This window comes from Streptomyces sp. NPDC021562 (assembly GCF_040640875.1).
Taxonomy (GTDB): domain Bacteria; phylum Actinomycetota; class Actinomycetes; order Streptomycetales; family Streptomycetaceae; genus Streptomyces.
Genome location: NZ_JBFACN010000016.1, coordinates 93,716 through 108,809, shown reverse-complemented (window position 1 = coordinate 108,809; position 15,094 = coordinate 93,716). Strand labels below are relative to the sequence as shown.

Genomic DNA, 15,094 nt, shown 5'->3' with positions numbered 1-15,094 from the left:
ATGGCACCCACGCACCATTCGACGGCCTGGGACGACCCCGCGACCCGCCGCGCCTGGGCGAAGCTGGTCACCTGTGCGTTCCTGGGCCAGGCTCTGTGGCCAGCCGCGTGGCTGGGCCTGCTGGCCTGGTACGTGGTCATGTCGATCAGCTGGACGCTGTGGCTCTTCTTCGTGCCCCTGCTCTACACGTTCTACCGGGCGTTTCTCCAGCCTGCCTACATCTCCTGGGCTTTCCACACCCGCCGGTTGCTGCGCAATTACCCCTGGCGGGTGTTCGAGGAGCCCGAGAGCGGAATCGGAGACGTCCCCGGAGCCACTGCCGGGGACGTCTGGCTGGGATTCCCCGACCCCGAGCACCCGGACGAGACGCTGGTGATGGTTCTCCACGCGCACGTGCGGTCCATGTGGTGGCGACGGCGTCTCGGCCGTGGTTACACCACCGAGAAGACCGCGCAGGTCAGGCACGTGTGGTGTGCCGGCGACCCGCGCTACGCCGCTGTCATCGCCGCTCCCGGCCCCCGGCGGTTCCACGTGCTCCGACAACCCTCCCCGAAAGAGCAGAACGTCACCCATGCCGGGCCCTGAAGTACCCGTAGCCGCGACCGAGTTGCCGGACCGCGTTGCCGGTTGCTCGCCTCGGGGTAGGACCACCTCCATGACCGCACTAGGCGCAGTGTTCCGCCCCCAGCTTCCCCCCGAGCGGCTTCGTGAGGTGGTTCGGGTGGCTGACGAGGTGGGGCTTGAGGAGTTGTGGCTGTGGGAGGACTGTTTTCGGGAGGGTGGGATCTCGGCGGCAGCCGCCGCGCTCGCCTGGAGTGAGCGGGTGCGGATCGGCGTCGGCCTGTTGCCCGTCCCCCTGCGGAACGTGGCCCTCACCGCGATGGAGGCGGCCACGCTGCACCGGATGTTCCCCGGCCGGGCCGTCCTCGGCGTCGGACACGGCGTGCAGGACTGGATGGGCCAGGTCGGCGTCCGCGCCCAGTCCCCGCTGACCCTGCTGCGGGAGCATCTCGACGCCCTGCGCGGCCTCTTGCGCGGGGAGCGGCTGAGCGTGAGCGGGCGGTACGTCCGGCTCGACGACGTCGCGCTGGACTGGCCGCCGCCCACCCCCGTCCGCGTCCTCGCCGGCGCCGAGGGGCCGCGCACGCTGCGGCTGTCGGGCGAGGCCGCCGACGGGACCGTGCTCACGTCCGCCACCTCCCCCGACGGGGTCCGCCGGGCGCGGCGGCTCATCGAGGAGGGGCGGGCCGCAGCCGGACGCGATGTGGGCGAACCGCACCCGGTCGTCGTCTATCTGCTCACCGCCACCGGACCCGACGCCGCCGCCCGGTTGCGGGCCGAACTCGTCGCGGAGGGTCTGGACTCCGTCCCCGGCCTCGGGGTCGCCGGGGACGCGGACGCCGTCGCGAAGGCCGTACGGCGGCTCGCGGAGTCCGGCGCCGACACCGTGATCCTCCAGCCGACGGGAGACGAACCCGACCCCGAGGGCTTCGTACGGTTCACCGCACAGGAGGTCCGGCCGCTCGTGCCGTGAGCCCCGATGCACCCGCCTTGGAATGCCAGGCGCCGGAGAATGGCCAAGAACCGCCGTCCGGGTTCACGGCAGGCCGCCCCGCCCGCGCCACACTCCAGCGATCATTGCGGGGCATGTCGGGACGGTCCCGTGCAACAGGGTCAACCGGCGCGGATCACCCTGGAACTACGCATAAGCGAACAGTGGATCTTCGCGTTCACTCCACATTGTCGTGGCGTTCCCACATCGTTACCGTCCCGGCTTCATGTCGCACCAGGGATTCGCGTAAGTTCGGACCAAGGTAATTCGCGTGAGCAAAGCTGCGCGGGCGGCACCGCGCAGTGGAGGGGGCTGCGCGGTGCCGTGATGCGTCAGCCGCTCCCGTCAAGCCGCCGTTCGCGGCAGAGGTCGCCCGTCGGAGGGACGGACGGACAACCCTCCGAGGGGCCCTCAAGACGGCTCAAACCCTCTTGATCTCCTCGTTGGGGGCCACTTTCCCTGGGATTCCGCCGTGAATCGGCCATCAGAGGCCTCTGAATCCAGCGTTTCCACCCCCTCAGGGCGCTGTCGGACGACTGCGGAGAGTAGTGATGGCGCGCCGATGCGCGCAGCATCACTTACAAAGGGTTATGGTGGAAACCCCCCCTCGGGCCGGTCCGTCTCCCCCCCACGGACCGGCCCGTTTTTTCTGCCCCCGGCGCCGTCCCCGTTCGCGTCCGGCGCCCCCGGTTCCAGGTGCCCGGGATGCGGCCGTTCGGGCGCCGCAACTCCCCGTCCGGCGGCCTCCCTCCCCGCGGAGCCCCCCTCAACTCCCAGCGGGGTAGGCTTCGGCCCGCGGATTCCCGCACACTCCCGCAGCCGAATCACGAGGGGCGGACTTCAAGTGAACCTGCGCGACAAGCTGCGCGGCCTGCTCGTCAGGCTCTACGCACGCCGGGTGGAAGGCCACCTGGACCACGCTCAGGTGCCGAAGCACATCGGTGTGATCGTGGACGGCAGCCGACGCTGGGCGAAGGCCGCCGGCTCCACCCCCGTCGACGGTCACCGGGCCGGCGCCGAGAAGATCGAGGAGTTTCTCGGCTGGTGCACCGAGACGGACGTCGAGGTCGTCACCCTCTGGCTGCTGTCGACGGACAACTTCAACCGCCCGCCGGAGGAGTTGGTCCCCCTCCTCGGCATCATCGAGAACGTCGTCCGCACCCTCGCCGCCGACGGCCGCTGGCGGGTCCACCACGTCGGCACCCCCGACCTGCTGCCCTCGCAGATGCAGCACGCGCTGAAGGAGGCCGAGGAGGCCACCGCGCACGTCGACGGAATACTGGTGAACGTCGCCATCGGCTACGGCGGCCGGCAGGAGATCGCCGACGCGGTCCGCTCGATGATCCTCGACGCCCACGAGAAGGGCATCTCGATGGAGGGCCTCGCCGACTCCGTGGACATCGACATGATCGGCCGTCACCTCTACACGGGCGACCAGCCCGACCCGGACCTGGTGATCCGCACCAGCGGCGAGCAGCGGCTGTCCGGATTCATGCTCTGGCAGACCGCCCATTCGGAGTACTACTTCTGCGAGGTCTTCTGGCCCGCGTTCCGCAAGGTCGACTTCCTGCGCGCCCTGCGCGACTACGCGGCCCGCCACCGCCGCTACGGCGGGTGACGTCTTGGTGACGGCGGACGTCAACACGACACATGTCCCGCCGCACCCCCGCCACGCCGGACAACCCCGTCGTCACGGCGGACGGCCCCAGCTCACCCATGAGGCGTGAATCACCCTTTTCGGGGCACGGGTAACACGGAGTTCACCTTCTCGTCGTTGCAGACAGTGGCATGGCGGCGCATGTTCGAGGGCATAAGCCAAACAGGTCGATGCCCGAACCACGGGCATCGGATCTCAGCGGGCGGCTCGGGGCCGTTCGCCCGGGAGGCCCTTTGCACCAGCCCGACCGTGCGGTCACGGCACGGAAGAAGCAGCGGGGGGCCGGTTTTCGGCCCGTGCAGGGCGGCCGTCGACCGGTCGGGACTTCTCCCGCCCGGCCCACCCCGGTCCCCATCCTCGTCGCTCCCCGACCTCATCCGAGGGGGTACGTCCTTCCGTGGTGACCAGCACAGCGCGCCGCAAGTCCGACCGGCGCACCTATGTTCTCGACACCAGCGTCCTGCTGGCCGACCCGAACGCCATGACCCGCTTCGAGGAGCACGAGGTCGTGCTCCCGATCGTGGTGGTCACGGAGCTGGAGGCCAAGCGGCACCATCCCGAGCTCGGTTACTTCGCCCGGCAGGCGCTGCGCCTGCTGGACGACTACCGGGTCCGGCACGGCCGCCTCGATGCCCCCATCCCGATCGGCGACCTGGGCGGCACCATCCGTGTCGAGCTCAACCACTCGGACCCCAGCGTCCTGCCGAGCGGCTACCGCCTGGGGGACAACGACTCCCGTATTCTGGCGGTCGCCCGCAACCTGCAGGCCGAGGGGTACGACGTCACCGTCGTGTCGAAGGACCTGCCGCTCAGGATCAAGGCGTCCTCGGTCGGTCTCCTCGCCGAGGAGTACCGTGCCGAACTCGCCATCACGGACTCCTCCGGCTGGACCGGAATGTCCGAACTGACCCTGTCCGGCGAGCAGGTGGACATCCTCTTCGAGGAAGGCCACGTGTACGCGCCCGAGGCCGCCGACCTTCCCGTGCACACCGGTCTGACCATCCAGTCCGAGCGGGGCAAGGCGCTCGGCCGGGTGACGGCCGAGGGCACCATCCGGGTGGTGCGCGGCGACCGCGAGGCGTTCGGCATCAAGGGCCGCAGCGCCGAGCAGCGCATCGCGCTCGACCTGCTGCTCGACCCGGACGTGGGCATCGTGTCGATGGGCGGCCGGGCCGGCACCGGCAAGAGCGCGCTGGCGCTGTGCGCGGGCCTGGAAGCGGTCCTGGAGCGCCGTCAGCACCAGAAGGTGATGGTCTTCCGGCCGCTGTACGCGGTCGGCGGGCAGGAGCTGGGCTATCTGCCGGGCAGCGAGGCGGAGAAGATGAGCCCCTGGGCTCAGGCGGTCTTCGACACCCTCTCCGCGGTCACCAGCCGCGAGGTCATCGAGGAGGTCACCGCCCGCGGAATGCTGGAGGTCCTGCCGCTCACCCACATCCGCGGCCGTTCCCTGCACGACGCGTTCGTGATCGTGGACGAGGCCCAGTCGCTGGAACGGAACGTCCTGCTGACCGTTCTGTCCCGGATCGGCGCGAACTCACGGGTGGTGCTGACCCATGACGTGGCACAGCGGGACAACCTGCGGGTGGGCCGGTACGACGGCGTGGTCGCCGTGGTCGAGAAGCTGAAGGGGCATCCGCTCTTCGCGCACGTCACCCTCACCCGGTCCGAGAGGTCCCAGATCGCCGCACTGGTGACCGAAATGCTGGAGGACGGACACATCTGAGCCCTGTGTCCAACATGGGCTGATCAGCCATCTGTTGGTGCCGTCCGGCAAAGGCCCCGAGCCTAGCCGGGCGGCGCCTTCGCGTGTGCGGGTTTCCTGAAATCCCGTGGGGGAAACGGGATGTGAGCTTTCACACGCAACTCGGAATTGCCACCCGGCGTCCGGTTACGGCAGAGTCTCGTTCCTGTCAGGCCCCGCATACGACACACCTGTACCCCCAGCGGTACGGAACAACAGATGCAGCGCAGCCAATTCCATAGCGACGTCGTATGCCGCCCGAGCACCACGCGGCGCTCCCTCGCGGGAGCCGCCCACCGGGCCCGTGTCTCCCGTGACCCAGTAGTGAGGAGGCCAGCGCCAGGGGCACGATTGCGTCCGCCAGGGTCACCGAAGCGGGCGATGCTGGAAGGAAACCGTGTGAGCCGGATCTCGGTCCGGGGATTCGCAGTGGCCTCGGCCACGGCGGTCACCGCTGTCGGAAGCGTCGTCGGTGTTGCCTCGGGCAGCGTGGCGCAGCCGAACAACGACGCAGAGGCGACAGCAGCCGACACCACGCTCCTCGCCGACCTGCCCGCTGGTCAGCAGGCCCAGGTGCAGACCGCGTCCCTGACGCAGCAGGCCGACGCCATGGCCATCCAGGCCGACGCGAGCGCCAAGAAGGACGCCGAGCAGGCGGCCCGGGTGGCGGCGGCCAAGACCGCGACCGCCAAGAAGGCGGCGGCGGAGAAGGCGGCCAAGGACGCCAAGGCGCGCGCCGAGGCGAAGAAGGCGGCCAGCCGCTCCGCGTCCGTGGCCAGCTTCCCGGTCCAGAGCTCGTACACCGTGGCGCAGATCCAGGCGATGGCGCAGAGCATGGTGGCGAGCGGTCAGTTCCAGTGCTTCAGCAACATCGTGGACCACGAGTCCAGCTGGAACTACCAGGCGGTCAACGCCTCCTCCGGTGCCTACGGTCTCTTCCAGGCGCTGCCCGGCTCCAAGATGTCCTCCGTGGGCGCCGACTGGCAGACCAACCCGGCCACCCAGATCAAGTGGGGCCTCAACTACATGAACTCGCGCTACGGCAGCCCGTGCGAGGCCTGGTCCTTCTGGCAGGCGAACCACTGGTACTAGAGCCGTTCGGTCTCTCAACCTCCGACAGCCCCTCCCCGTCCTTGGGGGAGGGGCTGTCGCCCTGTACGGTCGGAGCGGACGACTCCAGGGGGGAGTGGTGAGGAGCAGAGGGCGGATCATGTCGCGAGTGCCTCAGTGGCTCGGCCGGCTCGGTGCCGGACTGACCGAGATGGGCGAGCGGTTGGACGAGCGGCGGGCCGAGGTGGAGCGGGAGCGCGGCGAACCGGAACCGCCCCCGTCGTCCGCTCCGGCATCCGCTCCCGTGCCGGCCCAGAAGGCCGACCGGCCCCAGCGGGCCCGGAAACCCGCCCCGCGCCCCGACCCCGTGACCGCCGTCCCCTGGGGAGTGCGGGTCGCCGCCGAGGCCGGCTGGCGGCTGCTGGTGCTCGCCGGCACGGTCTGGGTCCTGATGCGGATCATCAGCGCCGTGCAGCTCGTCGTCTTCGCCTTCGTCATCGCGCTGCTGATCACCGCGCTGCTCCAGCCCACGGTCGCCCGGCTGTGCCGGCGCGGCGTGCCGCGCGGTCCGGCCACGGCGCTCACCGCGATCTCCGGGTTCGTGGTGATCGGCCTGATGGGCTGGTTCGTGACCTGGCAGGTCATGGAGAACATCGACACGCTCTCCAACCAGATCCAGAGCGGCATCGACGATCTGCGCAACTGGCTCCTGAAGAGCCCCTTCCACGTCACCGACAAGCAGATCAACCAGATCGCCAAGAACCTCCGCGAGGCCATCGGCGCCAACACCGACCAGATAACGTCCTTCGGTCTGGAGGGCGTCCAGGTCGTGGTCGAGGCGCTGACCGGCATGCTGCTGGTCTTCTTCTCGACGCTCTTCCTGCTCTACGACGGCGCGCGCATCTGGCAGTGGTTCCTGAAGCTGGTCCCCTCCGCCGCCCGCGAGGGTGTGGCCGGGGCCGGGCCGCGAGCCTGGCGCACCCTGACCGCCTACGTGCGGGGCACGGTGCTGGTCGCGCTCATCGACGCCATATTCATCGGCCTGGGCATCTACTTCCTGGACGTCCCCATGGCCGTCCCGCTCGCCGTCTTCATCTTCCTGTTCTCGTTCATCCCGCTGGTCGGCGCGGTCGCCTCGGGGGCCCTGGCCGTGGTCGTGGCCCTGGTCACCCAGGGCGTGTTCACGGCGGTCATGACGCTGGTCGTCGTCCTCGCCGTGCAGCAGATCGAGGGCCACGTCCTGCAGCCGTTCATCCTCGGCCGGGCGGTCCGGGTGCACCCGCTCGCGGTGGTCCTCACGGTCGCGGCCGGCGGCATGGTCGCGGGCATCGGCGGCGCGGTGGTGGCCGTACCGCTGGTGGCGGTGACGAACACGGTGGTCGGCTATCTCCACCAGCACTCGCACGAACGGTACGAGGAGGACGAGGGGGACGAGGACGTCGAGGCCGAGGCGGCGCAGGCTGGCGACGCGGCCGCCGCGGGGCCCGGGGACGTGGAGCTGGAGACGGCCGAAGACCCCGCGCACTGACCGGTGGACGGGGTCTTCGGGGCGACTGCCGGGGTCCGCTACTCGGTCCGCAGGCCGTCGGGGCGCATCAGCCGCAGCAGCGGCGGCAGACTGAGCAGGGTCACCGCGACGACGACCCCCGCGCCGATACCGGTCATCGACAGCACGCTCACCCAGTCCACCCGCAACGGCACCGAGGTCATCTTCAACAGCACCCCGCCGAGCGTCAGCCCGACCGCCGCCGCGAGCAGCAGGCCCAGCGCGATGGGGATCGCCGACTGCCACAGCACGGACAGGGTGAGGGTACGGCGCCGGGTGCCGAACGCGATCAGCGCCGACAGCAGCTTCCTGCGCTCCCGCAACTGCTCCAGCTGGGTGACCAGCAGGCTCGCCCCGATGAGGGCGAGGACGGCGGCCGCGCCCACGAACAGGCCGGTGCGGATGGTGTCGTACTTCGGGTCGCGGGTGGTCGCCGCCCAGGTCCAGGTGTAGGCGAGCGGGTCGATGCCCATGACGACGGTGCGCACCCGCTCCTCCGCGTCCGGCACCGCGGTGTCCAGCCGCAGGTACACGGTTCCGCGCGGAGCCGTCCGCGCCTTCGTGGGCAGTGCGGACGGGGTGACCAGGACCCCGTTGAGGTCGGTGCTCAGCGTGTCCTTGCGGGTGGGGACCTTCGGCAGCTTCGCCGGTACGGTCCACGGGGCCTCGACGCCGGGGCTGCCGCTGTAGGACGGTCCGACCCACACCGCGCGGCCCGGGGCCAGCAACCTGCGGGCCCCGTCGGACCAGGTGGCCGACAGGAAGGCGTCCCCCTCGCGGCAGGAGGGCAGGACCGCCACCTCGCGCAGGGCCGCGCAGTCCCCGACGATCACCTGCACGGTGCTCTCCGGGTCGAGGCGCTTGTCGCCGTACTCCGTCCGGGACAGCGCCACCGCCCCCTTCACCCCCCTGGTCGCCTTGAGCCTGTCCCCCGCGGCGGCCACCTGGACGCCCTCCGGCAGGTCCACCTCCATCTGGGCGCGGTGCGGGTCCTTGCCGGTGTTCTTGGTGTAGTCGGCCTGCACGCCGGAGAACAGCATCTGCAGGGCGATCGCGCCGGCCACCGCCACCGCGACGCCGTTGACCATCCGGGCGGCCGTACCGCTGCTCAACTGGAGCCTGCGTACGGCGAGTTGCCAGGAGACGGCGCCGTTGCCGAGGCGGCCGACGGCGCGTTCCACCACCCAGGGCAGCAGCGCGGTGACGCCGACCAGCAGCGCCAGGACGCCACCGGTCACCAGGTACTGGTTGAAGTTTCCGCCGTCGGCGCCCTGTCCGATCATCGGGTAGAGCATCGCGAGGCCGCCGACCGGCAGCAGCAGCCGCCACCACAGCCGACGCCGCGCGGGCCGCGCCGTGCGGACCACGCCGAGCGGTTCGATGACGACCCGGCGCATCGCGAACAGGGTGACCAGGACCGCTGCGGCGGGCACCGCGACCGCGACCAGGGCGGCCAGGGCCGGCGTCGGGGTGAGGTAGTCCGGGTAGACGCTGACGTCGAACAGCTCGATCGTGGCCGCCGCCTGGCTGCCCAGCAGGAAGAACCCGGTGCCGAGCACCAGGCCGAGCACCGCGCCCGCCATGGCCTCCCCGGCGGCGATCCGGCGGACCATCCGGCCGTCGCAGCCGACCAGCCGCAGCGCGGCGAGCCGCCGGTCGCGCCGCTCACCGCCGAGCTGGACGGCGGTGGCGATGAAGATGCCGACCGGGGCCAGCAGCACCACGAAGACGAGCAGCACGAGCAGCAGCAGGATCGGGTCCAGCCCCTCCGAGGAGTCACCGGAGGAGTCCCCGAAGCGCTTGATGCGGCCGACCTCCGGGCCGTGGCCGATCTGCTGCTCCAGCCCCTGCACGCCCACGTAGTAGGCGAGTTCGGTCGGGCCGACCAGCCCCCGCTCGCCGATCGTCCCGACCACCTTCGCGGGCAGCCGCTCGCGCAGCAGCCCGTTGCCGGGCGCCTTCAGCAGCTTCTCCAGGGCGGGGGAGACGTACATCTCGCCGGCCGCCGGGACGCGGTCGACGCCCACCGGCACCGGGGCGTGCGGCCCGTCGGGGTCGACCAGCCGGGCCCGGATGTCCGCGCCGTGCCACGAGGTGTTCACGTGGCCGACGACGATCGTGTCGTCGGCCGCGGGGATCCTCGGCGGTGTCACCGCGAAGTCCTGCCGCGCGGCCTCCTTCGCGTGCCGGGCGTCCAGGATGTTCGGCACCGCCGCCGTGAGCAGCAGCAGGGCGACGCCGAGTCCCACGCCGACCGCGGTGAGCAGGGCCCGCATCCAGCCCTCCCGCCCGCCGGTCAGGGCGAACCGCGCCCCCATGGCCAGATCCCCGGCCCAGCGCCCGCTCATACGGTCCGCTCCATGTCCCGGGACTTGCCGTCCCGTACGACGATCTCGCGGTCGGAGTAGGCGGCCACCCGCGCCTCGTGCGTGACCAGCACGACGGCCGCGTTGGTGGACCGGGCGGCATCCGTCAGCAGCTCCATCACGCGCTCGCCGTTGAGCGAGTCGAGCGCGCCGGTCGGCTCGTCCGCGAACACCACCCGCGGCCCGGTCACCAGGGCCCGCGCCACCGCGACCCGCTGCCCCTGGCCGCCGGAGACCTCACCGGGCCGCTTCTTCGCGAGGTCGTCGACCTCCAGCCGTGCCATCCATCCGAGGGCCGCCTTCTCGGCCTCCTTGCGGGAGGTGCCGTTCAGCCGCAGCGGCAGCGCCACGTTCTCCACACAGGTCAGTTCCGGCACCAGCTGCCCGAACTGGAAGACGAACCCGAACTCGCTGCGCCTGAGCGCACTGCGCTCGGCGTCGTTCATGGTCGCCATCTCCCGCCCGGCGTACAGGATCGAACCCGCGTCCGGCGGCACGATCCCGGCGAGGCAGTGCAGCAGGGTCGACTTGCCGGACCCGGACGGGCCCATGACGGCGACCACCTCGCCGGCGTGTATCGAGAACTCGGCGCCGTCGAGCGCGACGGTCGGGCCGTAGGCCTTCCGCAGCCCCTCGGCCGCGAGCAGCGAACCAGCGGGAGCGCTCACTTGGCCACCTCCGTCCGGAGCTTGTCGAGCCGCGCGGCCGTCAGTTCCAGCCACCGCAGGTCCGCCTCCAGGTGGAACAGGGCGTGGTCGCAGATGAGCTGGTCGGCGAGATCGCCGCGGCGCTTGCGGTCCGTCAGGATGCGCATGCTGCGCAGGTGCTCGGCCCGCTGGCCGTCCAGGATGTCGGCGGCGTCGCGGTGCGTCAGCAGCGCGAGCACGACCTTGGTGTACAGCGTCGACTGGAGGTACTCCTCCGGCTTCTCGGGCGTCGCCAGCCACCGCTCGACGTCGGTGATCCCGGCGTCCGTGATGGCGTACCGCTTCCGCTCCGGGCCGCCGCCCGCCTCGATGCCGTCGACCTCGACCAGGCCGTTCTTCAGCAGCCGGGACATCGTCGAATAGACCTGGCCGTAGTGGAGCGGCCGGTCGTGACCGAACTTCTCGTCGAAGGCCCGCTTGAGGTCGTAACCGTGGCGCGGGCCGGACTCCAGGAGCCCCAGGAGGGTGTGACCGATGGACATGCGGAGCACTCTACACACCGTGTATACGCGGTGTGTATACGCGCCGTGTGCAGGCCGTGGCCCACGGTCCTCGCGCTGGGTGTCCGCGCAGGTGGGGGCCGAATGTCACGGTTCTGCGACACCGCGCCGCGGCGGCCGGGCTTCAGGCCGGCGGGGTTCCCGGGGTGGAACCACCCGGTGGCCGGCCCCGGCGCGGCAGGGGGCCCGCCTCGCCGGGGAGGCGGCCCGCTTCCGCGAGGGCGCGGCGCAGCAGGAACTCGATCTGGGCGTTGGCCGAGCGCAACTCCTCGCCGGCCCAGCGCGCCAGCGCGTCGTACACCGACGGGTCCAGCCGCAGCAGCACCTGCTTGCGCTGCTGCGGCCGGCGCCGCGGCGCCTCCTCGGGAGAGGGCGAGTCCGTCACTGGTAGAGGGTCCCGGTGTTGAGCACCGGCTGCGGCGCCCGGTCCCCGCACAGCACCACCATCAGGTTGGACACCATCGCCGCCTTGCGCTCCTCGTCCAGTTCCACGATGTCCTGCTCGGCGATCCGCGCGAGCGCCGCCTCCACCATGCCCACCGCACCGTCGACGATCTGCCGCCGGGCGGCCACCACCGCCCCGGCCTGCTGCCGCTGGAGCATCGCGGAGGCGATCTCCGGAGCGTACGCGAGATGCGTGAAGCGCGACTCCACGATCCGCACCCCGGCCGCCTCCACCCGCGCCTGGAGTTCGACGGCCAGCTTCTCGGTGATCTCCTCGGCGTTGCCGCGCAGCGAGAGCCCGCCCTCGTCGTGCGCGTCGTACGGGTACTCGATGGCGATGTGCCGCACCGCGGTCTCGGTCTGCGTGGCGACGAACTCCGTGTAGTCGTCGACCTCGAAGACGGCCTGCGCGGTGTCCTGGACCTTCCACACCACGACCGCGGCGAGCTCGATCGGGTTGCCGTAGGCGTCGTTGACCTTGAGGACCGCGGTCTCGTGGTTGCGCACCCGGGTGGAGATCCTCGTGCGCGAGGTGAAGGGGTTCACCCAGCGCAGTCCGTCCTGCCGGATCGTGCCCCGGTACCGCCCGAACAGCTGGACGACCCGCGCCTCGCCCGGTGCCACCGTGTTCAGCCCGCGCATCGCGAGGACGGCGGCGAGGAAGACGAGGACACCGCCGACCGCGAAGGCGGGGTTGACGGAGGCGGCGGCGAAGAGCGCCACGGCGGCCGCCAGTCCGACCAGGCCCAGCAGCAGCGCGAGCCCGCCGCCGATGCTGTGTGCCGTGAACTCCCGCACACGCGGGGCGGGCATCTCGGGTACGTCGGCGGTCAGTGTCGAGTCGTGGACGGACATGGGTTCCCCCCTGAGTGACGAAACCTAGCTCTGTTCTAGCTAAGTGATATCACTTTACCGTGCGGAGCAACCCTGCGTCTCCCCAGGTCGTCGGTTCCGTTGGACAGGGTGCTGATTGTCACGTCCGCGAAAGGCGTGATCGTGCGTCCTTTGTCATAGAGAGCGGTGTTAGCTTTCTGGACTGACCTCAGCCAAGTGCTTGTGCGACAGCCGCACACACGTGTGACAGCCGAGACGAAGCGGAGCAGACGGACTCATGGGACGAGCGGAAGAGAGAAAAGCGCGGCAGCGGGGTGGCCGCCGTGCCGCGCCCCGGAGCCGCCCGTCCCCGCCGCCCGAGTCCGAGACGCCGGCGGCGGGCGGCCCCGCCACCGCCGCGGCCCCGTCCGTGGCCGAGGGCGCCACCCGGGCGGAGCGCCGCAAGGCCGCCGCGAAGACGAGGCCCGGCAAGCCGGGCAAGGCCGGCAAGCCCGCCCAGGGCCGGATACGCCGGCTGTTCACCTGGAAGAAGATGCTCGGCACGTTCCTGGGCGTCTGCCTGCTGGGCATCGGCGCCTTCATCGCGCTGTACGTGATGGTGAGCGTCCCCGCGGGCAACGCCCTCGCGCAGACCCAGAGCAACGTCTACAAGTACAGCGACGGCACGGTCCTCGCCCGCAAGGGCACCGTCAACCGCGAGATCGTGGACCTGTCCAAGGTCCCCAAGGACGTCCAGCACACCTTCGTCGCGGCCGAGAACAAGACCTTCTACAACGACAACGGCATCAACCTGCGGGGCATGGCCCGCGGCCTCTACAACACCGCGATGGGCCGCGGCACCCAGGGCGGTTCGACGATCACCCAGCAGTACGTCAAGAACTACTACCTCGACCAGGACCAGACCATCACGCGCAAGCTGAAGGAACTGGTCATCACGCTGAAGGTGGACCGCGAGAAGTCCAAGAACTACATCCTCGCCGGCTACATCAACACCAGCTACTACGGCCGCGGCGCCTACGGCATCCAGGCCGCCGCCCAGGCCTACTACCACGTCGACGCCAAGGACCTCAACGTCCAGCAGGGCGCCTACCTCGCCGCACTGCTCCAGGCACCGAGCCAGTACGACTGGGCGGTCGCGGGCCCCGTCGGCAAGAGGCTGGTGCAGCAGCGCTGGAACTACGTCCTGAACAACATGGTCGGCCAGGGCTGGCTCGACAAGTCCAAGCGGGACGCCCTGAAGTTCCCGATCCCCAAGCCGCCGAAGGCCGCCTCCGGTCTCGAGGGCCAGAAGGGCTACCTGGTCGAACTGGCCAACACCCAGCTGGAGAACCAGCTGATGAAGAAACAGGGCATCAGCCGGTCCGACGCGGAGGCCCTCGTCGTCGACCAGGGCTGGACCATCACCCTGAACATCGACCCGAAGAAACAGGCCAAGCTGGAGGCGGCCGTCAAGAGCCAGCTCACCAGCAAGCTCAACGGCAAGAAGCGCAAGGTCGACAAGAACGTCCAGGCCGGCGCCGTCTCCGTCGACCCGAGGACGGGCAAGATCCTCGCCCTGTACGGCGGCACGAGCTACTACGACCACTACACCGACAACGCCACCCGCGCCGACTACCAGCCCGCGTCCACCTTCAAGCCGATCATCCTCGCCGCCGCCCTGGAAGAACAGGCGAAGACGCAGGACGGCAAGGACATCAACGCGAACACCGTCTACGACGGCACCAGCGGCCGTCCGGTCAAGGGCAGCGACATCGCCTTCGCGCCGCCGAACGAGGACAAGGCCGACTACGGCGACATCACCGTGCAGACGGCGATGAACAAGTCCGTCAACTCGGTGTTCGCACAGATGGGTGTGGACGTCGGCATGAAGAACGTCATGCGCACCGCCGACCAGCTGGGCCTCGACACCACCGGCCTGCAGGCGGTGCCCGCCATGACCCTCGGCAGCATGGGCGCGAGCCCGCTGGAGATGGCCGGGGTCTACGCCACCTTCGACAACCACGGCAGGAAGGTCACCCCGACGGTCATCGCGTCGGCGGAGAAGACCGGCCGCAAGGTCGACATCCCGGACCCGATCGGCGACCAGGTCATCAGCCGCGCCGCCGCCGACCAGGTGACCTCGGTGCTGACCGGCGTGGTCGACGACGGTACGGCGAAGGTGTCGGTGGCCCAGAACCCGCTGCGCAACGGCCAGCAGGTGGCGGGCAAGACGGGTACCTCCGACAACAACAAGTCGGCCTGGTTCACCGGCTACACGCCCGACCTGGTCACCTCGGTCGGCCTGTTCGGCGAGGACGCCAAGACCCACAACCAGGTCCCGCTGACCGGCGCCACCGGCCTCATCCCCGGCACCGGCCGTATCAACGGCGGCGGGTACCCGGCGCAGATCTGGGCGACGTACACCTTCGGCGTCACCAAGAAGCAGAAGTTCGAGCTGCAGACCGACCTGGGCGCGGCGGTCCAGCCCACCGTGACCCCGTCGAAGTCGGCGACCCCCTCGCAGACGCCTTCCCAGACGCCCAGCCAGACCCCGTCGAAGTCGGCGACCCCGTCCCAGACCCCGTCACGGACCCCGTCCGGGACCCCGACGACCTCCCCGCCGCCCACGACGAACGAGCCGTCGCTCCCGGCGGAGACCCCGACGGACGGCGACACCAACAACCCGCTGGACCCGGTGAACGGCCAGTAGCAACGCCG

Annotated in this window: 12 protein-coding genes; 7 read left to right on the top strand and 5 right to left on the bottom strand. The window is 70.6% G+C overall.

Annotated features, from left to right (window positions below; genetic code table 11):
• The 6 genes from AB0G52_RS25065 to AB0G52_RS25040 all read left to right on the top strand — a co-directional run bounded on the left by AB0G52_RS25065 (position 1) and on the right by AB0G52_RS25040 (position 7,528).
• Positions 1-585 carry a hypothetical protein gene (locus AB0G52_RS25065; RefSeq protein ID WP_361338776.1) on the top strand — a complete coding sequence of 195 codons (585 nt, stop codon included), beginning with the start codon at positions 1-3 and terminating at the stop codon, positions 583-585.
• Between the two features lie 70 nt (positions 586-655).
• A complete protein-coding gene (locus AB0G52_RS25060; protein WP_132891199.1) occupies positions 656-1,534 on the top strand; it encodes an LLM class flavin-dependent oxidoreductase in 879 nt (292 codons plus the stop codon).
• An 862-nt stretch (positions 1,535-2,396) separates the two neighbouring features.
• Positions 2,397-3,170, top strand: coding sequence for an isoprenyl transferase (locus tag AB0G52_RS25055; protein ID WP_132891198.1), 774 nt, complete (start codon positions 2,397-2,399; stop codon positions 3,168-3,170).
• A gap of 436 nt (positions 3,171-3,606) precedes the next feature.
• Positions 3,607-4,932: a PhoH family protein gene (locus AB0G52_RS25050; protein ID WP_132891196.1), complete on the top strand. Its 1,326-nt coding sequence runs from the start codon at positions 3,607-3,609 to the stop codon at positions 4,930-4,932.
• Positions 4,933-5,331: 399 nt separating this feature from the next.
• A complete protein-coding gene (locus tag AB0G52_RS25045; RefSeq protein WP_132891195.1) occupies positions 5,332-6,042 on the top strand; it encodes a transglycosylase SLT domain-containing protein in 711 nt (236 codons plus the stop codon).
• A gap of 118 nt (positions 6,043-6,160) precedes the next feature.
• Complete coding sequence (locus AB0G52_RS25040; protein WP_361338771.1) at positions 6,161-7,528, top strand: AI-2E family transporter; 1,368 nt, start codon at positions 6,161-6,163, stop codon at positions 7,526-7,528.
• 38 nt (positions 7,529-7,566) lie between these two features.
• Here AB0G52_RS25040 and AB0G52_RS25035 read toward each other — a convergent pair whose 3' ends face one another.
• The 5 genes from AB0G52_RS25035 to AB0G52_RS25015 form a co-directional block, all read right to left on the bottom strand.
• A complete protein-coding gene (locus tag AB0G52_RS25035) occupies positions 7,567-9,894 on the bottom strand; it encodes an FtsX-like permease family protein (RefSeq protein ID WP_361338768.1) in 2,328 nt (775 codons plus the stop codon).
• Entirely contained in the window at positions 9,891-10,580 is a 690-nt protein-coding gene (locus AB0G52_RS25030; protein WP_132891192.1) for an ABC transporter ATP-binding protein, read from the bottom strand. Before AB0G52_RS25030 ends, AB0G52_RS25035 begins: the two co-directional genes overlap by 4 nt.
• Positions 10,577-11,101 (bottom strand): PadR family transcriptional regulator, encoded by a 525-nt coding sequence (locus AB0G52_RS25025; protein ID WP_132891191.1) that lies wholly within the window; start codon positions 11,099-11,101, stop codon positions 10,577-10,579. Before AB0G52_RS25025 ends, AB0G52_RS25030 begins: the two co-directional genes overlap by 4 nt.
• Positions 11,102-11,243: 142 nt before the next feature.
• Positions 11,244-11,504 carry a hypothetical protein gene (locus tag AB0G52_RS25020; protein WP_361338764.1) on the bottom strand — a complete coding sequence of 87 codons (261 nt, stop codon included), beginning with the start codon at positions 11,502-11,504 and terminating at the stop codon, positions 11,244-11,246.
• Complete coding sequence (locus AB0G52_RS25015) at positions 11,501-12,418, bottom strand: SPFH domain-containing protein (RefSeq protein ID WP_361338761.1); 918 nt, start codon at positions 12,416-12,418, stop codon at positions 11,501-11,503. Before AB0G52_RS25015 ends, AB0G52_RS25020 begins: the two co-directional genes overlap by 4 nt.
• A gap of 256 nt (positions 12,419-12,674) precedes the next feature.
• On the opposite strand from AB0G52_RS25015, the gene AB0G52_RS25010 reads away from it, so the two are divergent.
• Complete coding sequence (locus AB0G52_RS25010) at positions 12,675-15,086, top strand: transglycosylase domain-containing protein (protein ID WP_132891188.1); 2,412 nt, start codon at positions 12,675-12,677, stop codon at positions 15,084-15,086.
• Positions 15,087-15,094 lie beyond the last annotated feature (8 nt).